Below are 20,743 nucleotides of genomic sequence, written 5' to 3' on the forward strand. Positions count from 1 at the left end.
GTGCGGGCGCGCGGGGCCGGAGCGCTCCACGAGATCTTCCCGCCCTGCGGCGATCCCCGCCCCCCACACCCCGGCGACCCCCGCCCCCCACTTCCCGCCCTCGCCCGGCGTCAGCAACTCCGCCACGTCCAGCACGTGGTGCCCCTCCATGGACGGCAGGCAGCGGCCGCGCGCCGGGCCGATCGCCGCGGCCCACTCGGCCGGGATCGCCGAGACGCCGAGCGCCGCGCCCGCCAGGGCCCCGGCGACCGCGGCCGTGGTGTCGGCGTCGCGGCCCATGTTGACCGCGGTGAGCACCGACTCGGGGAAGTCGCCGTCCGCCGCCGCGTACGCGCCGAAGGCCAGGGCCACCGCCTCGGGGGCCAGGTCCGTCCAGGGGTAGCCGCCGATCACCACCGCGGAGCGGACGGCGCGGGCGCCGCGGTGGGCCACGGCGACGGCGCGACGCAGGGAGCGGGCCGTCCATGAATCCTCGGGGACGACCGCGAGGGCCGAGGCCACCACGGTGCTCGTCGGCGCGCCCGCCATCGCCGCCGCGACCCCGGCCGCGACGGCCTGGCCGCCGTAGATGCCCTCCCCTTCGTGGCTCACCGAGCCGTCGATCGCCACCAGCCGGGCCGCCTCCGCCGGGTGTCCCGCGGCGAAGACGCCGAAGGGGGCCGCGCGCATGGCCAGGCCGTCGCTCCAGGCGTGCCGGTGCTGCGCCGAAATGGGTGCAGCGAGGCCCCGCCTGAGGTTCTCCAGCGTGCCCCGCTCGCTGAACCCCGCCCCGCGGAACGGCCCCTCGTCGCGGTCCGCGATCCACTCGTGCCAGGCCGACTCGACGTGCGCGACGGTGAGCGCCGAGCCGTGCCGGGCCAGCAGCAGCCCCGAGAAGATCGCGTACTCGGTGTCGTCCGTGCCGGAGGGCTGCCGCGCCACGTACCCCGTGATGCGGCCCCAGCGGGCGCGGATCTCCGACGGTTTCATGTTCTCGGCGGGCGCGCCCATCGCGTCCCCCACGGCGAGGCCGAGCAGCGCACCGCGCGCCCGTTCGCGCAGACCGGCGGCGTCCTCGGGTGTGGGGGCCGGGGGAATACGGGCGATGGAACCCATGCGGTGCCACTCCTCTCAGGGCACCCCCCTCTTCCCGGGGCGATGGAGCCCCTGTGATCTGTCCCACCCGAGCGGCCCGTCAGAGCCTGAGGGGCCTCAGCATCACCCGTCCGACACCGGGGTGCGGGTACTCTCGCGAGTGGCCTCCACGGGCAAACGCGCAGGTTAGCCCAGCCTTTCCTTGCTGGCGGGGCAGAAGACCCGAGCGTACTTTTGCAGTTGTCGAAAAGTGGAAGCAGTCCAATCACGTACCTCTGGGGGGCCGGCCATGGCCATCATCGAGACCGAAGCGACGCTGCACGAGGCGCACCGCGACAACCACACGCACCGTGATGTGAACGGTGGCTGGCTGCGCCCGGCCGTCTTCGGCGCGATGGACGGGCTGGTCTCCAACCTGGCCCTGATCACGGGTGTCGCCGGCGGAGCCGTCAGCCGCCAGACCATCATCATCACGGGGCTCGCGGGCCTGGCCGCCGGCGCCTTCTCCATGGCCGCCGGCGAGTACACCTCCGTCGCCTCGCAGCGCGAGCTCGTCGAGGCCGAGCTCGAAGTGGAACGCCGGGAGCTCAGGAAGCACCCCGAGGACGAGGAGGAGGAGCTGGCGGCACTGTACGAGGCGCGCGGCGTCGACCCGGACCTCGCCCGTGAGGTCGCCAAGCAGCTCTCCCGCGACCCCGAGCAGGCCCTGGAGATACACGCGCGCGAGGAGCTCGGCGTCGACCCGGGCGAGCTGCCCTCCCCGATGGTCGCCGCGGTCTCCAGCTTCGGGGCGTTCGGACTCGGTGCCATCCTGCCGGTCCTGCCCTATCTGCTCGGGGCCCAGGCCCTGTGGCCGGCCGTGCTGGTCGCCCTGATCGGCCTGTTCGTGTGCGGCGCGGTCGTGGCCAAGGTGACGGCGCGCACCTGGTGGTTCAGCGGTGTGCGGCAGCTGGCGCTGGGCGGTGCCGCGGCGGGTGTGACGTACGTCCTGGGTACTTTGTTCGGTACCGCCGTAGGATGAGTTGTCACCTCCGTGTGCGCGCTGCCGGTGCGAGGGACCGCACAGGTAGTTGTTACTCGGTGGTTTCGACCGCATGACCACTGGGCATGAGCCGTAAGCGCCGCGGGCAATGACGCCTGCTCCGCACCTGTCGCGGTGGGCGACGATGTCCACCGCATCCCCGGGCCGACGGGCACCGATCTGTCCGTTCGCGCCCCCTTGATCCCATCTTCGTCGTGCGTGACATCCCTACCACGCCCCGACGATGTCCGCATGCTGGAACGGGCTGTCCGGTTCACGAGAGCCACTCCATCATGTAACCTGCACGAAATTTTGCGCAGAGGGCCAACGTCGTCCCTCGGCACTTGCACATGCCACGACGACGACGGGAGAGCCGATGCGTACACCGCGCCAGCCGTCCCAGCACTCCGAGAATGGCCAGAACTGGTCGTTCATGGATGCTCGCCCTGCTGCGCAGGGTATGTACGACCCCCGCAACGAGCACGACGCCTGTGGCGTCGGTTTCGTGGCCACCCTCACCGGTGAGGCGAGCCATGCGCTGGTCGAGCAGGCGCTGACGGTTCTGACCAACCTGGAGCACCGCGGTGCCACCGGCTCCGAGCCCGACTCGGGCGACGGCGCGGGCATCCTCGCCCAGGTTCCCGACGCCTTCTTCCGCGAGGTGGCCGGATTCGAACTGCCCGAGGCGGGCTCCTACGCCGTCGGCATCGCCTTCCTGCCCGAGGAGGGCACCGCCGAGGCCGTCGCCCGGATCGAGGCGATCGCCGCGGAGGAGGGCCTGACCGTCCTCGGCTGGCGCGAGGTACCCGTCGCCCCCGAGCTGCTCGGCGTGACCGCCCGCGCCACGATGCCCGTCTTCCGCCAGCTCTTCGTGGCCGACGGCGTCAGCAGGGGCATCGACCTGGACCGCACGGCCTTCGTGCTGCGCAAGCGCGCCGAGCGCGAGGCCGACGTGTACTTCCCGTCGCTGTCCGCACGCACGATCGTCTACAAGGGCATGCTGACCACCGGCCAGCTGGAGCCCTTCTTCCCGGACCTGTCCGACCGCCGGTTCGCCACCGCGATCGCGTTGGTCCACTCGCGCTTCTCCACGAACACCTTCCCTAGCTGGCCGCTCGCCCACCCGTACCGCTTCATCGCGCACAACGGCGAGATCAACACGGTCAAGGGCAACCGCAACTGGATGCGCGCCCGCGAGTCCCAGCTGGTCTCCGAACTGTTCGGTCCCCAGGAGAAGCTGGAGCGGATCTTCCCGATCTGCACGCCCGAGGCGTCCGACTCCGCCTCCTTCGACGAGGTGCTCGAACTCCTGCACCTCGGCGGCCGCTCCCTGCCGCACTCCGTGCTGATGATGATCCCGGAGGCGTGGGAGAACCACGACGCCATGGACCCGGAGCGGCGCGCCTTCTACGAGTTCCACTCCACGATGATGGAGCCCTGGGACGGCCCGGCCTGCGTCACCTTCACCGACGGCGTCCAGGTCGGCGCGGTACTCGACCGCAACGGTCTGCGCCCGGGCCGCTACTGGGTCACCGACGACGGCCTCGTCGTCCTCGCTTCCGAGGTCGGCGTCCTCGACATCGACCCCGCCAAGGTCGTCCGCAAGGGCCGCCTGCAGCCCGGCCGCATGTTCCTCGTCGACACCGTCGAGCACCGCATCATCGAGGACGACGAGATCAAGGCGGCCCTCGCCGCCGAGCAGCCCTACGCGGACTGGGTGGAGGCCGGCGAGATCGAACTGGGCGACCTGCCCGAGCGCGAGCACATCGTGCACACCCACGCCTCGGTCACCCGCCGCCAGCAGACCTTCGGCTACACCGAGGAGGAGCTGCGCGTCATCCTGGCGCCGATGGCCAAGGCGGGCGCCGAGCCGATCGGCTCGATGGGCACCGACTCGCCGATCGCCGCGCTCAGCGAGCGCCCGCGCCTGCTCTTCGACTACTTCACCCAGCTGTTCGCGCAGGTCACCAACCCGCCGCTGGACGCGATCCGCGAAGAGCTGGTCACCTCCCTTCGCTCGTCGCTGGGCCCGCAGGGCAACCTGCTGGAGCCGACCGCGGCCTCCTGCCGCAGCGTCGTGCTGCCGTTCCCGGTGATCGACAACGACGAGCTGGCCAAGCTCATCCACATCAACGCCGACGGCGACATGCCGGGCATGAAGGCCGCCACGCTGTCCGGCCTGTACCGCGTCAGCGGGGGCGGCGACGCCCTCGCCGCGCGCATCGAGGAGATCTGCGCCGAGGCCGACGCCGCGATCGGCAACGGCGCCCGCCTGATCGTCCTCTCCGACCGCCACTCGGACGCCGAGCACGCGCCGATCCCGTCGCTGCTGCTCACCGCGGCCGTCCACCACCACCTCATCCGCACCAAGCAGCGCACCCAGGTGGGCCTGCTGGTCGAGGCCGGTGACGTCCGCGAGGTCCACCATGTCGCCCTGCTCATCGGCTACGGCGCCGCCGCGGTCAACCCGTACCTGGCGATGGAGTCCGTCGAGGACCTGGTCCGGGCCGGAACGTTCCTGCCGGACATCGAGCCCGAGAAGGCCATCCGCAACCTGATCTACGCCCTCGGCAAGGGCGTCCTGAAGGTCATGTCCAAGATGGGCATCTCGACCGTCGCCTCCTACCGCGGCGCCCAGGTCTTCGAGGCCGTCGGCCTCGACGACGCCTTCGTCGAGAAGTACTTCAACGGCACGGCCACCAAGATCGGCGGTGTCGGCGTCGACGTCATCGCCAAGGAGGTCGCCGCCCGGCACGCCAAGGCCTACCCCGCCTCCGGCATCGCTCCCGCGCACCGCGCGCTGGAGATCGGCGGCGAGTACCAGTGGCGCCGCGAGGGCGAGCCGCACCTGTTCGACCCGGAGACGATCTTCCGCCTCCAGCACTCCACGCGCACGGCCCGCTACGACATCTTCAAGAAGTACACGGACCGGGTGAACGAGCAGTCCGAGCGCCTGATGACGCTGCGCGGCCTGTTCGGCTTCACGTCCGACCGTGCGCCGATCCCCGTCGAGGAGGTCGAGCCGGTCTCCGAGATCGTCAAGCGCTTCTCCACGGGCGCCATGTCGTACGGCTCCATCTCCAAGGAGGCGCACGAGACCCTCGCCATCGCCATGAACCGGCTGGGCGCCAAGTCCAACACCGGTGAGGGCGGCGAGGACCCGGAGCGCCTGTACGACCCGGCGCGCCGCTCGGCGATCAAGCAGGTGGCCTCCGGCCGCTTCGGCGTGACCTCCGAGTACCTGGTCAACGCCGACGACATCCAGATCAAGATGGCCCAGGGCGCCAAGCCCGGCGAGGGCGGCCAGCTGCCCGGCCACAAGGTGTACCCGTGGGTGGCCAAGACCCGTCACTCGACGCCGGGCGTCGGGCTGATCTCGCCGCCGCCGCACCACGACATCTACTCCATCGAGGACCTGGCCCAGCTGATCCACGACCTGAAGAACGCGAACCCGCAGGCGCGGATCCATGTGAAGCTGGTGTCGGAGGTCGGCGTCGGCACGGTCGCCGCGGGTGTCTCCAAGGCGCACGCGGACGTGGTCCTGATCTCGGGCCACGACGGCGGTACGGGCGCCTCCCCGCTGACGTCACTGAAGCACGCCGGCGGCCCCTGGGAGCTCGGCCTCGCCGAGACGCAGCAGACGCTGCTGCTCAACGGCCTGCGCGACCGCATCGTCGTGCAGACCGACGGCCAGCTCAAGACCGGCCGCGACGTGGTCGTCGCCGCGCTGCTCGGCGCCGAGGAGTTCGGGTTCGCGACGGCGCCGCTGGTCGTCTCCGGCTGCGTCATGATGCGCGTCTGCCACCTGGACACCTGCCCGGTCGGCATCGCCACCCAGAACCCGGTGCTGCGCGACCGCTTCTCCGGCAGGCCCGAGTTCATCGTGAACTTCTTCCAGTTCATCGCTCAGGAGGTCCGCGAACTGCTGGCGGAGCTGGGCTTCCGCTCCATCGAGGAGGCCGTCGGCCACGCCGAGGTCCTCGACGTGACGCGGGCCGTGAACCACTGGAAGGCGCAGGGCCTGGACCTTGAGCCGCTGTTCCACGTGCCCGAGCTGCCCGAGGGCGCGGTGCGCCACCAGCTCGTCGCCCAGGACCACGGCCTGGAGAAGGCGCTCGACAACGAGCTGATCAAGCTCGCCGCCGACGCCCTCGCCGCGGACTCGGCGAACGACGCCCAGCCGGTGCGCGCCCAGGTCGCGATCCGCAACATCAACCGCACGGTCGGCACCATGCTCGGCCACGAGGTGACGAAGAAGTTCGGCGGCGCGGGCCTGCCCGACGACACGATCGACATCACCTTCACCGGTTCGGCGGGCCAGTCCTTCGGCGCGTTCCTGCCGCGCGGTGTCACGCTGCGCCTGGAGGGCGACGCCAACGACTACGTCGGCAAGGGCCTGTCCGGCGGCCGCGTGATCGTGCGGCCCGACCGCACCGCCGACCACCTCGCCGAGTACTCGACGATCGCGGGCAACACCATCGCGTACGGCGCGACCGGCGGCGAGATGTTCCTGCGCGGCCGTACCGGCGAACGGTTCTGTGTCCGCAACTCCGGTGCGCTCGTGGTCTCGGAGGGCGTGGGCGACCACGGCTGCGAGTACATGACCGGCGGCCACGCCGTCGTGCTCGGCGAGACGGGCCGCAACTTCGCGGCCGGCATGTCGGGCGGCATCGCCTACGTCATCGACCTCGACCGTGACAACGTCAACGCCGGCAACCTCGATGCCGTCGAGGCGCTGGACGACGCGGACAAGCAGTGGCTGCACGACGTGGTGCGCCGCCACGCCGAGGAGACCGGTTCCACGGTCGCCGGGAAGCTCCTCGCCGAGTGGTCCGTCGCCGTGGACCGCTTCAGCAAGATCATCCCCAGCACGTACAAGGCAGTGCTCGCCGCCAAGGACGCCGCCGAGCGAGCCGGTCTCTCCGAGACCGAGATCACCGAGAAGATGATGGAGGCGGCGACCAATGGCTGATCCCAAGGGCTTCCTGACGCACGGCCGCGAGGTCGCCACGTCCCGCCCGGTGGCCGAGCGTGTCAAGGACTGGAACGAGGTCTACGTTCCCGGCTCGCTGCTGCCGATCATCAGCACGCAGGCCGGCCGGTGCATGGACTGCGGCATCCCGTTCTGCCACAACGGCTGCCCGCTGGGGAACCTGATCCCCGAGTGGAACGACTACGCGTACCGCGAGGACTGGGCCGAGGCGTCGGAGCGGCTGCACGCCACGAACAACTTCCCGGAGTTCACCGGCCGGCTGTGCCCCGCTCCGTGCGAGTCGGCGTGCGTGCTCGGTATCAACCAGCCGCCGGTCACCATCAAGAACGTCGAGGTCTCGATCATCGACAAGGCGTGGGACAGCGGCACCGTGAAGCCGCAGATCCCCGAGCGCCTGTCGGGCAAGACCGTGGCCGTCATCGGCTCCGGTCCCGCGGGCCTGGCCGCGGCCCAGCAGCTGACCCGGGCCGGCCACACGGTCGCGGTGTACGAGCGCGCGGACCGTGTCGGTGGTCTGCTGCGCTACGGCATCCCCGAGTTCAAGATGGAGAAGCGGCACATCAACCGCCGTATCGAGCAGATGCGCGCGGAGGGCACCCGCTTCCGCACGGGCGTCGAGATCGGCCGGGACGTCAAGGCGACGGACCTGCGCAAGCGGTACGACGCCGTGGTGATCGCGGCGGGCGCGACGACCGCCCGCGACCTGCCGGTGCCCGGCCGCGAGCTCAAGGGCGTGTACCAGGCCATGGAGTACCTGCCGCTGGCCAACAAGGTCCAGGAGGGCGACTACGTCACCTCGCCGATCTCGGCCGAGGGCAAGCACGTGGTCGTGATCGGCGGCGGTGACACGGGCGCGGACTGCGTGGGCACGGCCCACCGGCAGGGCGCGGCCTCCGTCACCCAACTGGAGATCATGCCCCGCCCGGGCGACGAGCGGAACCCGGTCTCCCAGCCGTGGCCGACCTTCCCGATGCTGTACAAGGTCACCTCCGCGCACGAGGAGGGCGGCGAGCGGGTCTACTCCGTCTCGACGACCCACTTCGAGGGCGACGAGGACGGCAACGTGCAGTGGCTGCACCTGATCGAGGTCGAGTTCGTGGACGGCAGGCTGACGCAGAAGCCGGGCACCGAGCGGAAGATCCCCGCGCAGCTGGTGACGCTGGCGATGGGCTTCACCGGCACCGACCAGCACAACGGCCTGGTGGAGCAGTTCGGCCTGGCGCTGGACGAGCGCGGCAACATCGCGCGCGACGCCGGCTTCCAGACCAACGTCCCGGGTGTGTTCGTGGCCGGTGACGCGGGCCGCGGCCAGTCGCTCATCGTGTGGGCGATCGCCGAGGGCCGCTCGGCGGCGCGCGGCGTCGACCGCTACCTCACGGGCGCCAGCGACCTGCCGGCCCCGGTCCGGCCCACGGACCGCGCGCTGATGGTCTGACGGCCCCGGGCGTGACCTGTCGGCCTGCCGGCCCCGGGCGTGACCTGACGGTCACTCATCCGCGTCCCGTACAACGGCGTACGGAACACGGACGGCGCCTGCCCGAACGTCCTCGCCCGGACGTTCGGGCAGGCGCCGTCGCGTGTCCGGCTTCTGTCCGAGGTGGGGGCCACCGCCGGTACGGGACGCCGCGGGGACCCGTGCCGATGACGATGGCCCGCACGCCCTCGCGCGAGTGGGAGCCGTCGGTGGGGACACGGGGCACGGGAAAGCCAGTGGTCGTGGGCGCGCACCTGGTGATTCGGACGGTGGTCCAGCCGAATCGGTAGGCCGGTGGCCCGCGGTCGTGCAGCAGAGTCGGCTGAGTGGTCAAAGCTCGCCGGCGATGATCCCGTCCCGGAACGCGGCCCACTCGGAGGCGGTGAAGCACAGGGGTGCACGCCCGGGGTTCTTGGAGTCCCGGACGGCCCTGGCGCCGCCGGGGAGTTCGGCGACTTCGACGCAGTTGTTCTCCGCGCCGCTGCTCGACGCCTTGCGCCATATCGCTTGGGTGAGATCGCCTGCGTACAGGTCGGCCTTGAAGTCGTTCACTTGCGATGACTCTCTTCCAACTCGGCGATGCGCGCCAGCGAGTCCTCCACCGGAAGGGCCGTGACGCGAATGCACTCGAAAGCCTTGGCGAAGGGTGCTGCGTCGTTGCCTTCAACGTACGTCGCACCGCTGAGGTTTTCCAGCAGTACTACTGAAGGCATGGGCTGGGGGAACGCCGTTACGGTGAAGCCGCCGACCACGCCTGGGTTGGGGGTGGAGTCCAGCGGCATCAACTGCACCGTGACGTTGGGCATCTCCGAGACACCGAGCAGTCGCCGGAGCTGTTCTCGCATGGTCGCGGGACGCGCAGGGAAGCGCTGATGAAGCGCTGCTTCATGGATGATGGCCCACAGCTCTGGAGCCGTTCCCGGACGGGAGAGTACGGCTTGTCGGGCCATGCGTACCTCCGCCAGGGCCACCACTTCTTCTGGTGTGCGTGATGTCGTCACGCCGGCGATGGTCTCCCGGGCGTAGGCGGCCGTCTGCAACAGGCCCGGGACGACCAGTGGCGACCATTCGCAGATCGTATCGGCGTCCGTCTCAAGAGAGATGTAGTCGGCGTAGGCGGGTGACACGATCGTGCTGTACGTCTGCCACCAGCCCTTCTTTCCGGCGTCCTGGGCCAGAGCCTTCAGCGCGTCCTTCACCCGGGTGTCCTGCACCCCGTACACGGTCAGGAGTGCCTCCACCTCGACCGGTCTGATCGACTGAGTGGCGCCCTCGATCTTTGAGAGCTTGGGCGCTCTCCAGGCCATGGCTCCTGCGGCAGCATCGAGGGTCATCCCGGCCTCGTTGCGAAAACGCCGCAGGCTGGCACCCAGGCGGCGGCGTCGAACAGTCGGTACAAGCGGCGAGTTGGGCATGGGTGGAGTCTGGCGACGCTGTTGGGCTTGTCGCACACCATCGCGAGAACTTCACCCCTTTTGGGGGAAATATTTCTACCTCAGGGAGAACGAGGTGCGCCGGGTGCAGCCTGGACCTGTTCCAACCGGCCTTTCAGAAGGCGACACCATGCACCCCACTCCGACCCCCCACCTCACCGTGCCCGGCTACTACCTTCGCCCCCGCCCCCGGGGCTTCGCCGCCCACATCTCCGCCTCGCCCCCGAACCTGCGTGCCGTAAGGGAGTTGACCCGTAGCGAACTGCTCACTCAGGGCCTCGCCCCCGGTGCCGTGGACTCCGCCCGGCTCGTCCTCTCCGAACTGGTCGGCAACTCCGTGCGGGCCTGTGGGGACCACGTTCCGCTCGTGGTGGAGGTGTACGCGATGTCGTACGGCATCGCGGTGAACGTGCACGATCCGGACCCCGGCGTACTGCCGAGGCGGCGGGCGATCGCGTTCGACAGCGCGGAGGCGGAGGGTGGGCGGGGGCTCGGGCTGGTCGACCTGCTCGCCCCCGGGTGGCAGGTACGGCGCTCGGCGATCGGGAAACAGGTGCGCTGCCGGGTGCCCGCCGAGGAGATGTGAGGGACGCGGCCCGCGCGCGGCGACGGGGTTCCATGGCGCGATGGAACGGACCGCACGCACCATCTGCTGGTACTCCTCGCGCAGGTGCAGGGGGAACGCGGCAAGGTTGCGGGCGTCCGGATGCAGGGCTTCCGTGTCCGTGGCGTAGCCCGGCTGCTTCAATGGGGCGCCCGGGGTCGTGTCGTGGAGGTGGTAAAGGCGCCGGCCGGACGGAGTCGGCCCCCGGTACGTCCCCGTGAGGAAAGGAGACCCATGGCCGCCATCAGCCTCGCCAAGGTGGAGGAGGCCGCGCCCGCGCTGGTCGGCCTCTACAAGAGCGCCGGGGTCTCGCTGCGCAAGCACGGGCTGGGCGGGCAGCGGGCCGCCGTCTACCTGGTGGTCGACCACTCGGGGTCCATGAAGCCGTACTACAGGGACGGCAGCGTGCAGGCGCTCGCCGACCGGGTGCTCGGACTGTCCGCGCACCTCGACGACGACGGGAGCGTGTCGGTCGTCTTCTTCTCCACGGACATCGACGCGGTGACGGACATCTCCCTCGCCGACCACCGCGGCCGGATCGACCGGATCGTGGCTGGGCTCGGGCACATGGGCAGGACCAGCTACCACCTGGCGATGGACGCCGTCATCGACCACTACCTCGACAGCGGCGCCGAGGACCCCGCGCTCGTCGTCTTCCAGACCGACGGCGGTCCCGTCAACAAGCTCGCCGCGGAGCGGTACCTGTGCAAGGCGGCCCGGCTGCCGATGTTCTGGCAGTTCATCGGGTTCGGGGATCCCGGCAGCAAGCAGTTCGGCTTCCTGCGCAGGCTCGACGAACTGGCCGTGCCGCACAAGCGCGTCGTCGACAACGCCGGGTTCTTCCACGCAGGCTCTGACCCGCGGGAGGTGTCCGACGACGCGTTGTACGACCGTCTGGTGGGCGAGTTCCCGCAGTGGCTGGCGGCGGCGCGGGCGCAGGGGATCGTGGCACCGGGGTGAGCCGGCGGGACGGACGAGCGGCTCGCTCTCACGGGCCCGGGCGGACGGCCTCGACGACGGCGGCCCGGCACTGCGCCGGTGTCCCCCACGCGGTGAGCAGCGCACGGGCCTTCGTCAGCCACAGGGACAGGTCGTACTCGACGGTGTAGCCGATGGCCCCGTGCAACTGGAGGGCGGTCCGGGCGGTGGCATAGGCCGCCTCGCAGGCCGCGACCTTGGCGGCCGCGACGTCCCCGGGGTTCATCGACAGGGCGGCGCCGAAGAGCAGCGGCCGCGCGAACTCCAGAGCGGTCTTCGCGTCGGCCAGCCGATGCCTGACCGCCTGGAACGAGCCGATGGGCACACCGAACTGGACCCGCTGCCCGACGTACGCGACGGTTCTGTCGAGCAAGGCGAGGCCGACGCCGAGGGCCTGGGCCGCGGTGGCCAGACGGGCCCAGGAGAGGGCGCCGGGCGGGACGGCGGGGGACAGGAGCCGGCCGCCGGGGAGCGGGGTGGCCAGCCTGCGGGCCGGATCCAGCGACGGCCGGACCTCCGGCCGGCAGCCGGGGGACAGCCACACCTCCCCGCCGGTGAGGGCGAGTACGGTGTCGGCCACGTCCCCGTCCAGCGCGTACGGCGCACCGACCGTGACCATCACCCGGCCCGCGGCCGTTCCGGGCAGCAGCCGCTCGGCCTGCTCGGGCACCCCCGCGAGCAGGGCCGCCGCGAGCACCGTCTCCACCACCGGCCCCGGAACCGCATGGCGGCCCAGCTCCACGAAGGCCACGGCGAGTTCGACGGGAAGCGGGCCCAGCCCCTCGTACGCTTCCGGGACCGCCAACGCGAAGACGCCCGCCTCGCCGAGCCGGGACCACAGCGCCCGTCCGGCCGTGTGGTCGCCGGTACTCCATGACCGTACGACCGCCGGTGTGTCCGCGGCGGTCAGCAGGGCGTCCAGCGAGCGGGCGAAGGCGCGCTGTTCGCCGGTGAGCAGGAAACGCATCAGCGGCGGCCCTTCGGCAGGCCGAGCAGGCGCTCGGCGATGATGTCGCGCTGGATCTCGTTGGTGCCGGCGTAGATGGGGCCCGCGAGGGCGAAGACATAGCCTTCCGCCCAGCCGGTGTCCGCCGACTCACCCTCCACGCCCAGCAGTTCGAGCGCCGTCTCGTGCAGCGCTATGTCGTACTGCGACCAGAACACCTTGTTCATGCTGGACTCAGGGCCGATGGCCTCGCCGTCGAGGAAGCGGGACGCGCCCGCGTAGGTGAACAACTGGTACGCGCGGGCCCCGATCACCGCGTCGGCCACCCGGTCCCGCGCCTCCACGGGGCATCCCCGCGCGTGCCACAGCTCGACCAGCCGGCCGGCGGCGGCCAGGAAACGGCCGGGTGAGCGCAGCGTCAGCCCGCGCTCGTTGCCCGCCGTCGACATGGCGATCCGCCAGCCCCGGCCCGGCTCGCCGATCACGTCCTCGTCGGGCACGAAGACATCGTCCAGGAACAGCTCGGCGAAGGCCGGCTTGCCGTCGAGACGGCCGATCGGCCGTACCGTCACCCCGGGCGCGCGCAGGTCGAACATGAGGTAGGTGAGGCCCTGGTGCGGCTCGGGCGCCTCCGGGTCGCTGCGGAACAGCCCGAACGCGCGGTCGGCGAAGGCCGCCCGCGACGACCACGTCTTCTGGCCCCGCAGCAGCCACCCGCCCTCCGTGCGGACCGCCTTCGACGTCAGCGACGCCAGATCCGAGCCCGCCTCCGGTTCGGACCACGCCTGAGCCCAGACCACCTCGCCCGACGCCATCGGCGGCAGGACACGCGCCCGCTGCTCCTGCGTGCCGTACTCGAAGAGGGTCGGCGCCAGCAGGTTGATGCCGTTCTGGCCGACGCGGCCCGGCGCGCCCGCCGCGTAGTACTCCTCCTCGAAGATCAGCCAGCGCACCAGCCCCGCGTCCCGTCCGCCGTACGCGGCCGGCCAGGACACCACCGACCAGCGGTCCGCGGCGAGTTCGGCCTCCCACGCGCGGTGCGCCGCGAAGCCCTCCTCGGTCTCCAGGGAGGGCAGCGGGACGGCGGGCACGTGCGCGGCGAGCCAGGCGCGGGCCTGCGAGCGGAAGCCCTCGTCGGCGGGGGAGTGCGTGAGGTCCACGGGCACCATCCTTCCCTAACAAGTGTTTGGTAGGTTAGCGTGGGCCCATGACAGACGTCGAGAGTCCGTCGTACGTACCCGGCCACGGGCTGCTGAAGGGCCGCACCGCCGTCATCACCGCGGCGGCCGGGGCGGGGATCGGAGGGGCGACGGCGCGCCGGTTCCTGGAAGAGGGCGCACGGGTGGTGATCAGCGACGTTCATGTGCGCCGGCTCAAGGAGTACGAGGCGGAGCTGGGCCGGCGGTTCGACGGGGCGGTGGCGGCGGTCCCCTGCGACGTCACCGACGGGGCCCAGGTGGGGGCCCTGTTCGACGCGGCCGTTCAGATGCACGGGCGCCTCGACATCGTCGTCAACAACGCCGGCCTGGGCGGCACGGCCCCCCTCGCCGACATGACCGACGAGCAGTGGTCGACGGTGCTGGACGTGACCCTGAACGGCACGTTCCGCTGCACCCGGGCGGCCCTGCGCGCGATGAGGGAGACGGGCGGCGGCGTGATCGTCAACAACGCCTCCGTGATCGGCTGGCGCGCCCAAGCCGGCCAGGCCCATTACGCCGCCGCGAAGGCGGGTGTCATGGCCCTGACCCGGTGCGCGGCGATCGAGGCGGCCCCGTACGGGGTGCGGGTGAACGCCGTCGCGCCGAGCCTCGCCATGCACCCGCACCTGGTGAAGGTGACGACGTCCGAGCTGCTGGAGGAGCTGACCGCGCGGGAGGCTTTCGGGCGCTACGCACAGCCGTGGGAGGTCGCCAACGTGATCGTCTTCCTGGCGTCCGGCTACTCCTCGTACATGACCGGCGAGGTGGTCGCCGTCAGCAGCCAGCACGCCTAGGACGACAATGGATCCGTGCCGACCGAGAAGAAGCCCCAGGTGACCGCCGCGCCGGCCCGCCGTCGTGAACTCCTCGACACCGCCGCCGAGGTCTTCGCCGAGCAGGGCTACAACGCCACCACCGTCCGCACGATCGCGGATCACGCCGGGATGCTCGCGGGCAGCCTCTACTACCACTTCGACTCCAAGGAGTCGATGCTGGAGGAGATCCTGCGCACGTTCCTGGACGAGCTGTGGAACGGCTACGACACCGTCCTGGACGCCGAACTCGGTCCGCGGGAGACGCTTGAGGCGCTGGTCACCGAGTCCTTCCGGGAGATCGACCGGCACCGCGCGGCCGTCGCGATCTACCAGAAGGAGTCCAGGCAGCTGGCGGCGCAGGAACGGTTCGCGTTCCTCGCCGAATCGCAGCGCAAGTTCGAGAAGGCATGGCTGTCCACGCTGGAGCGCGGGGTCGCCGCCCGGGTGTTCCGGTCCGACCTCGACGTCCGGCTCACCTACCGGTTCGTGCGCGACACGGTGTGGGTCGCGGCGTCCTGGTACCGGCCCGGTGGACAGCACAGCCCGGAGGAGATCGCCCGGCAGTACCTGTCGATGGTGCTCGACGGAATCGCCGTGCGCACCTAGTCGCATCCGAACGGCCGTCCCAGTGGAGGAGTTGACCATGGCCGAGGTATACATCGTCGAAGCGGTCCGCACGCCCGTCGGGCGGCGCGGGGGTGGCCTGAGCGGGGTCCATCCGGCGGACCTGGGCGCGCATGTGCTGGGGGCCCTGGTGGCCCGCTCCGGCATCGACCCGGCCGCCGTGGAGGACGTCGTCTTCGGCTGCCTGGACACGGTGGGGCCGCAGGCCGGGGACATCGCCCGCACCTGCTGGCTGGCGGCCGGGCTGCCCGAGGAGGTGCCGGGTGTGACGGTGGACCGCCAGTGCGGCTCCTCGCAGCAGGCCGTGCACTTCGCGGCGCAGGCCGTGCTCTCCGGCACCCAGGACCTGGTGGTCGCGGGCGGTGTCCAGAACATGTCGCAGATCCCGATCGCCTTCGCCTCCCGCCAGGCCGCCGAACCGCTGGGGCTCACCGAGGGGCCGTTCGCGGGCAGCGAGGGGTGGCGGGCCCGCTACGGCGACCGGCCCGTCAACCAGTTCCACGGCGCCGAACTGATCGCCGCCAAGTGGGGCATCAGCCGGCGCGACCAGGAGGAGTTCGCGCTGCGCTCCCACCGCCGGGCCCTGAGGGCCATCGACGAGGGCCGCTTCGACCGTGAGGTCGTCGCCCACCGAGATGTCACGGCCGACGAGGGCCCGCGCCGGGACACCTCGCTGGAGAAGATGGCCGCGCTGAAGCCGGTCCTCGACGGCGGCACCATCACCGCCGCCTGCTCCTCGCAGGTCTCCGACGGAGCGGCGGCCCTGCTGCTGGCCTCGGAGCGGGCGGTACGGGAACACGGGCTGACCCCGCGTGCCCGGGTCCACCACCTCTCGGCGCGCGGCGAGGACCCCATCCGCATGCTGTCGGCACCGATCCCGGCGACCGCGCACGCGCTGAAGAAGACCGGCCTCACCATCGACGACATCGACCTCGTCGAGATCAACGAGGCGTTCGCCCCGGTCGTCCTCGCCTGGCTGAAGGAGACCGGAGCCGACCCGGAGAAGGTCAACGTCAACGGCGGCGCCATCGCGCTCGGCCACCCCCTGGGCGCCACGGGCGCCAAGCTGATGACCACCCTGCTGCACGAACTGGAGCGCACTGGCGGCCGCTACGGACTGCAGACGATGTGCGAGGGCGGCGGCCAGGCGAACGTGACGATCATCGAGCGGCTCTGAGGGATCCCAGCGATGCCAGCGCCTCCTCCGCCTCCGCCATGATCCGCTCCACCAGCTCCGCGCACGAGGGCAGGTCACCGATCACCCCGGCGACCTGCCCGGACGCCATCACCCCGAGGTCCGTCCGCCCCTCCACCATGGCGGCCCTGAGCAGCATCGGCGTGTTCGCAGCGAGCAGGACCTGGCTCCAGGTCAGGTCCTTGCCGTGCCTCAGTGCGAGGCCATCGCGGACCATCCGCCGCCACGTCAGGCCCGACAGCCTCCGGAAGCCGGACGCCCGGCGCACCGCGTGCAGCAGTGCCCGCGTACGGCCCGCGCGCTCCAGCGCGTCGACGAGCGGGGTGCGCAGCATACGGTGCGGCAGCCCGTCGACCGCCCTCGTCACGGTGACGTCCTTCACGGTCGCCGCCAGATACCTCGCCTTCACCGGGTCCGGCACGGTCGAGTCCGAGGTGAGCAGGAACCGTGTGCCCATCGCCACCCCCGACGCCCCGTACGCCAGTGCCGCGACCAGCCCCCGCCCGTCGTGGAAGCCGCCCGCCGCCACCACCGGGATGTCCACCGCGTCCACCACCTGCGGCAGCAGCACGGTCGTCGCCACCTCGCCGGTGTGACCGCCGCCCTCGCCGCCCTGCACGATCACCGCGTCCGCACCCCAGGCGGCCACCTTCTCCGCGTGCCGCCGGGCGCCCGCGGACGGGATCACGATCACACCCGCCGCCTTCAGCCCGGCGATCAGTTCACGGGAGGGGGCCAGCGCGAAGGAGGCCACCCGCACGCCCTCCTCGACGAGGATCCGCGCCCGGTCGGCCGCGTCCGAGGCGTCCGCGCGCAAATTCACCCCGAACGGCGCGTTGGTACGCGACCGGACCTCCCGTATCGCCTCCCGCAGCCGGTCGAGCGTCATGGTCGCGGAGGCCAGGATGCCCAGCGCGCCCGCGTTCGCCGTGGCGGACACCAGCCGCGGCCCGGCCACCCAGCCCATGCCCGTCTGGACGACCGGGTGCCGGATGCCGACGAGCCGGGTGAGCGCGGTGTCCATCAGTGTCCTCCGCTCTCGGCGGACCGGTCGGGAACCTCGCGCTCCCGTACCCCCCGCGGATCGATCACCTCGCGGATCAACCGCAGCTCGTCCGGCGTCGGTTCGCGGGTGTACGGCACCTCGTCCGGGACCGTCAGCTCGAAGCCCGTCGCCTCGCGTACCTCCTCCACCGTCACCCCCGGGTGCAGCGAGGCCAGCCGCATCGACCGGTCCGGGGTGGCGAAGTCGAAGACGCCGAGGTCGGACACCACGCGCGGGATGCGGTGGAAGCGGGCGGAGGCCGGGTGCCGGGCCGCCCGGTCGTACCCCACCCCGCACACCATGTCGACCCGCTCGACGAACACCCGCCGCGAGTGCCGCGGTATCCAGTAACTGGTCGGGTTGTTCAGGGTGTTCACCGGTGCGCCGCGCACCCCCAGCAGCTGCCGTCGGGGCCGTGCCCAGTCGCCGACGCACGAGATGTTCTGGTTGCCGAAGCGGTCGATCTGGCTCGCGCCCATCATCACGTGCCGCCGGCCGCCGGTGACCAGCGCCAGATGCTGCCGGTAGGGCAGCCAGCCCTCCACCGTGCCGTCGGGGCCCACGAGCATCGCCTCGCCGTCGGTGAGCAGCAGGTCCGGGGAGAAGGTGTGCCTGGCGAGGCGCACCCCGACGGACGGGACCGGGCCCATGGGGCTGGCGAGGATCTCCCCCGCGCCGCGCCATGCCTCGGCACAGGCGATCACGCAGTACTCGGCGCGGGTCGCTCCGCTCATGGCCGCTCCTTGTGCCAGGCCCGGACGGCCGACTGATAGGTCTGTTCGTCCCCGGCGAGGAACCGCTCGGCGAACCGGGGCCACTCCGTGGTCGCGTAGTGCTTCTGGAAGGGCTCGTCCCGGTCGTGGTCGGGTGCGCAGGACGTGAAGTGCGCGCCGTCCGGCGTCTCGACCACGCCGGTCACGGTGTGCCGCTTGACGAGCAGAGTGTGCGGCGCCGCCTCCTTCGTCAGCTCCGCCGTGTCCACGATCCGCTCGCACGAGACGTACGCCGCGTCGGCGGCCTCGCAGAACAGGTCGTCGAAGTAGGGGTCCGGGCCCAGGTACTGGCCGTTGCCCAGCCGGTCGGCGCGGTTGACATGAACCAGGGCGGCATCCATCCGCAGCGCGGGCATGGCCACGAACTCCTCGCGGACACCGGGCCCGCCCCCGCCGGGAGCGACGGCATCCCCGGGCGCGTCCGGGCGGGCCGGGCCCGCGAACGGCCCCCCGTCCTCGTACGGCGACGTGACCGTCCGCAGGCCGGGGTTGACCCGCATCACGTCCGAGCCGATGCCCGCCCGCACCGGCAGGAACGGCAGCCGGTTGGCCGCCGCGTGCAGCCCCCACATGAACATCGCCTCGTCGATCTCCACCAGTTCGAAGGCGCCGCTCTCGCGCGCCGCCCGGACGTGCGGTTCGAGCGGGATCGAGTCGAGGGTCGCGAAGGCGGCGACCAGGGTGCGGATCCGTCCGGCGGCCGCGAGCATGCCGACGTCCGGGCCGCCGTAGGAGACGACCGTCAGATCGGTGACCTCCGAGCGGAGCAGCGCCCGCACCAGGGCCATCGGTTTGCGGCGCGAGCCCCAGCCGCCGATGCCGAGGGTCATGCCGCTCTCCAGCCGGGAGACGACCTCGTCGGCGGTCATCGTCTTGTCCCCCACCTACGCCCCCTTTGTTCCGAAGGTGTCTCTGACGCGGCCGGCCACGCCGCTCAGGTTCGCCTCGAAGGTGAAGCCCTGCTCGAAGCGGTAGCTACGGCGGACATCGACCGGGTCGATGCCGTTGATGGCGGCCTTGGCGAGCCGGAGCAGCTCGCCGTCCTTGGCGGCGATCTCCCGGGCCAGCTCCAGGGCGGCCGCGCGCAGCCCCTCGCGAGGAACGACCCGCCACACCGAGCCGTGCGCGTGCAGTTCGGCCGCCGTCGCCGTCCGCGCGGTGTAGTACAGGGCGCGCATCAGGTGCGGGGGGACCAGCCGCGCCAGGTGGGTGGCCGCGCCCAGTGCGCCGCGGTCCAGTTCGGGCAGCCCGAAGACGGCGTCCTCGCTCGCCACGATCGCGTCCGCGTTGCCCGCCAGTCCTATCCCGCCGCCCAGGCAGAAGCCCTGCACGGCCGCCACGACCGGCACCTCGCACTCGTACACCGCCGCGAACGCCTCGAAGCATCCGCGGTTGGCTCCTACGAGCGCCTCGCTGCCCCGGGCCTGTATCTCCTTGATGTCCACGCCCGCGTTGAAACCGCGCCCCTCGGCGGCCAGCACGACACAGCGGACCTCCGGGTCGCGGCCCGCCGACCGCACGACATCGGCCAGGGCGAACCAGCCGCCCACCGGCAGCGCGTTCACCGGTGGGAAGTCGACCGTGACGACGGCGATCCCTTTTTCCGGGCACGAGGTGGAGACACCCATGGGCACATCAGCTACCTTTCCACCAAACGTTTGTTAGGTGCGATTCGACGCTAGCAGTCATCGCATTCCGGCGGGAGACCCTGTGGACAACTCAGCCTTTCCGTCCCCGGCGTCGGGCGACGGATCATCACGCGGGGACTTTGGTGCCCGCGGGGACTCCGGCGGGACCGTCCGCGGCCTGCACGGCCGGACCGCCGTAGTCACCGGCGGCACCCGCGGCGTCGGGGCCGGGATCGCCCGGGCCTTCGCCGCGGCCGGCGCGGAGGTCGTGGTGTGCGCCCGCAGGCCTCCCGAAGTCCCCCTGCCGGGCATGGAGTTCGTCGCGCTCGACGTGTGCGACCCCACCGCCGTACGGGACTTCTTCGACGCGCTGCCCCGCGTCGACGTGCTGGTCAACAACGCGGGCGGTGCCCCCTACCGGCTCCTCGCCGACGCCGCGCCCGAACGGCACGCCCGGGTCGTCGCGCTCAACCTCCTCGCCCCGCTGACCGTCTCACTCGCGGCCTACCCGCACCTCAGGCGCGCCGGCGGAGCGGTCGTGATGATAGGCAGCGTCAGCGGCGGCCGGCCCTCACCGGGCACGGCCGCGTACGGGGCGGCCAAGGCAGGGGTCGAGAGCCTCGCCCGGTCCATGGCCGTGGAGTGGGCGCCGCGGGTGCGGGTCAACACGCTGGTCGTCGGGATGGTCCGTACCGAGCTTTCCCACCTCCACTACGGGGGCGAGGACGGCGTCGCGGCCGTTTCCCGCACCGTGCCGCTCGGGCGGCTCGCCGAGCCGTCCGACGTCGGAGAGGCCGCCGTCTTCCTCGCCTCGGACGCCGCCGCGTACATCACCGGTGCGAGCCTGCTGGTCCACGGGGGAGGGGAGCGCCCGGCGTTCCTCGACGCGGCGACCGTGAACCGCCGCGCATGAGACCGCACACCACGGACGACGCCGCACC

Annotated in this window: 18 protein-coding genes; 9 read left to right on the top strand and 9 right to left on the bottom strand. The window is 71.7% G+C overall.

From position 1 onward, the window contains the following. Positions 1-1,095 (bottom strand): ADP-ribosylglycohydrolase family protein (locus ACFSL4_RS03760; protein ID WP_381078402.1); only part of this gene is annotated, 1,095 nt, incomplete at its 3' end. Positions 1,096-1,363: 268 nt separating this feature from the next. On the opposite strand from ACFSL4_RS03760, the gene ACFSL4_RS03765 reads away from it, so the two are divergent. From ACFSL4_RS03765 to ACFSL4_RS03775, 3 genes are all read left to right on the top strand, one after another. Beyond that, positions 1,364-2,095, top strand: coding sequence for a VIT1/CCC1 transporter family protein (locus tag ACFSL4_RS03765; RefSeq protein ID WP_381078405.1), 732 nt, complete (start codon positions 1,364-1,366; stop codon positions 2,093-2,095). A gap of 376 nt (positions 2,096-2,471) precedes the next feature. Beyond that, on the top strand, positions 2,472-7,067 hold the full coding sequence (gene gltB, locus ACFSL4_RS03770) for a glutamate synthase large subunit (protein ID WP_381078407.1): 4,596 nt from the start codon (positions 2,472-2,474) through the stop codon (positions 7,065-7,067). Then, positions 7,060-8,523, top strand: a complete 1,464-nt coding sequence (locus tag ACFSL4_RS03775) for a glutamate synthase subunit beta (protein ID WP_381078410.1) — start codon at positions 7,060-7,062, stop codon at positions 8,521-8,523. The genes gltB and ACFSL4_RS03775 overlap by 8 nt, the downstream gene beginning before the upstream one ends. Positions 8,524-8,892: 369 nt before the next feature. On the opposite strand, the gene ACFSL4_RS03780 is transcribed toward ACFSL4_RS03775, so the two are convergent. After that, positions 8,893-9,114 (bottom strand): DUF397 domain-containing protein, encoded by a 222-nt coding sequence (locus tag ACFSL4_RS03780; protein ID WP_381078413.1) that lies wholly within the window; start codon positions 9,112-9,114, stop codon positions 8,893-8,895. Next, positions 9,111-9,977, bottom strand: a complete 867-nt coding sequence (locus ACFSL4_RS03785) for a helix-turn-helix domain-containing protein (RefSeq protein ID WP_381078416.1) — start codon at positions 9,975-9,977, stop codon at positions 9,111-9,113. The genes ACFSL4_RS03780 and ACFSL4_RS03785 overlap by 4 nt, the downstream gene beginning before the upstream one ends. Positions 9,978-10,125: 148 nt before the next feature. Here ACFSL4_RS03785 and ACFSL4_RS03790 point away from each other — a divergent pair, with 148 nt between their 5' ends. Continuing rightward, positions 10,126-10,581, top strand: a complete 456-nt coding sequence (locus tag ACFSL4_RS03790) for an ATP-binding protein (RefSeq protein ID WP_381078419.1) — start codon at positions 10,126-10,128, stop codon at positions 10,579-10,581. Between the two features lie 252 nt (positions 10,582-10,833). Then, positions 10,834-11,559: a vWA domain-containing protein gene (locus ACFSL4_RS03795; RefSeq protein WP_381078422.1), complete on the top strand. Its 726-nt coding sequence runs from the start codon at positions 10,834-10,836 to the stop codon at positions 11,557-11,559. 28 nt (positions 11,560-11,587) lie between these two features. On the opposite strand, the gene ACFSL4_RS03800 is transcribed toward ACFSL4_RS03795, so the two are convergent. Both ACFSL4_RS03800 and ACFSL4_RS03805 read right to left on the bottom strand, forming a co-directional pair. Continuing rightward, positions 11,588-12,544, bottom strand: a complete 957-nt coding sequence (locus tag ACFSL4_RS03800; RefSeq protein ID WP_381078425.1) for an acyl-CoA dehydrogenase family protein — start codon at positions 12,542-12,544, stop codon at positions 11,588-11,590. Further along, on the bottom strand, positions 12,544-13,683 hold the full coding sequence (locus tag ACFSL4_RS03805) for an acyl-CoA dehydrogenase family protein (RefSeq protein WP_381078427.1): 1,140 nt from the start codon (positions 13,681-13,683) through the stop codon (positions 12,544-12,546). Before ACFSL4_RS03805 ends, ACFSL4_RS03800 begins: the two co-directional genes overlap by 1 nt. A gap of 47 nt (positions 13,684-13,730) precedes the next feature. Here ACFSL4_RS03805 and ACFSL4_RS03810 point away from each other — a divergent pair, with 47 nt between their 5' ends. From ACFSL4_RS03810 to ACFSL4_RS03820, 3 genes are read left to right on the top strand one after another with little or no spacing between them, the layout of a single operon-like run. Continuing rightward, positions 13,731-14,516 (top strand): SDR family oxidoreductase, encoded by a 786-nt coding sequence (locus tag ACFSL4_RS03810; RefSeq protein ID WP_381078430.1) that lies wholly within the window; start codon positions 13,731-13,733, stop codon positions 14,514-14,516. A gap of 15 nt (positions 14,517-14,531) precedes the next feature. Further along, entirely contained in the window at positions 14,532-15,143 is a 612-nt protein-coding gene (locus tag ACFSL4_RS03815) for a TetR/AcrR family transcriptional regulator (protein WP_381078433.1), read from the top strand. A gap of 37 nt (positions 15,144-15,180) precedes the next feature. Beyond that, a complete protein-coding gene (locus tag ACFSL4_RS03820; RefSeq protein WP_381078436.1) occupies positions 15,181-16,338 on the top strand; it encodes an acetyl-CoA C-acetyltransferase in 1,158 nt (385 codons plus the stop codon). Here the strand turns inward: ACFSL4_RS03820 and ACFSL4_RS03825 are convergent. Genes ACFSL4_RS03825 through ACFSL4_RS03840 form a run of 4 tightly spaced genes read right to left on the bottom strand, consistent with a single transcriptional unit; the run spans position 16,322 to position 19,802 of the window. Further along, complete coding sequence (locus tag ACFSL4_RS03825; RefSeq protein ID WP_381078439.1) at positions 16,322-17,380, bottom strand: NAD(P)H-dependent flavin oxidoreductase; 1,059 nt, start codon at positions 17,378-17,380, stop codon at positions 16,322-16,324. The genes ACFSL4_RS03820 and ACFSL4_RS03825 overlap by 17 nt on opposite strands. Further along, positions 17,380-18,135 (bottom strand): CoA-transferase subunit beta, encoded by a 756-nt coding sequence (locus tag ACFSL4_RS03830; protein ID WP_381078442.1) that lies wholly within the window; start codon positions 18,133-18,135, stop codon positions 17,380-17,382. Before ACFSL4_RS03830 ends, ACFSL4_RS03825 begins: the two co-directional genes overlap by 1 nt. Further along, a complete protein-coding gene (locus tag ACFSL4_RS03835; protein ID WP_381078444.1) occupies positions 18,132-19,058 on the bottom strand; it encodes a CoA transferase subunit A in 927 nt (308 codons plus the stop codon). Before ACFSL4_RS03835 ends, ACFSL4_RS03830 begins: the two co-directional genes overlap by 4 nt. Beyond that, positions 19,059-19,802, bottom strand: coding sequence for an enoyl-CoA hydratase family protein (locus tag ACFSL4_RS03840; protein ID WP_381078447.1), 744 nt, complete (start codon positions 19,800-19,802; stop codon positions 19,059-19,061). 178 nt (positions 19,803-19,980) lie between these two features. Between ACFSL4_RS03840 and ACFSL4_RS03845 the strand changes: the two genes are divergently transcribed. Continuing rightward, positions 19,981-20,715: an SDR family oxidoreductase gene (locus ACFSL4_RS03845; RefSeq protein WP_381078612.1), complete on the top strand. Its 735-nt coding sequence runs from the start codon at positions 19,981-19,983 to the stop codon at positions 20,713-20,715. Positions 20,716-20,743 lie beyond the last annotated feature (28 nt).

The organism is Streptomyces caeni (assembly GCF_042678285.1).
Classification (GTDB): Bacteria; Actinomycetota; Actinomycetes; order Streptomycetales; family Streptomycetaceae; genus Streptomyces; species Streptomyces caeni.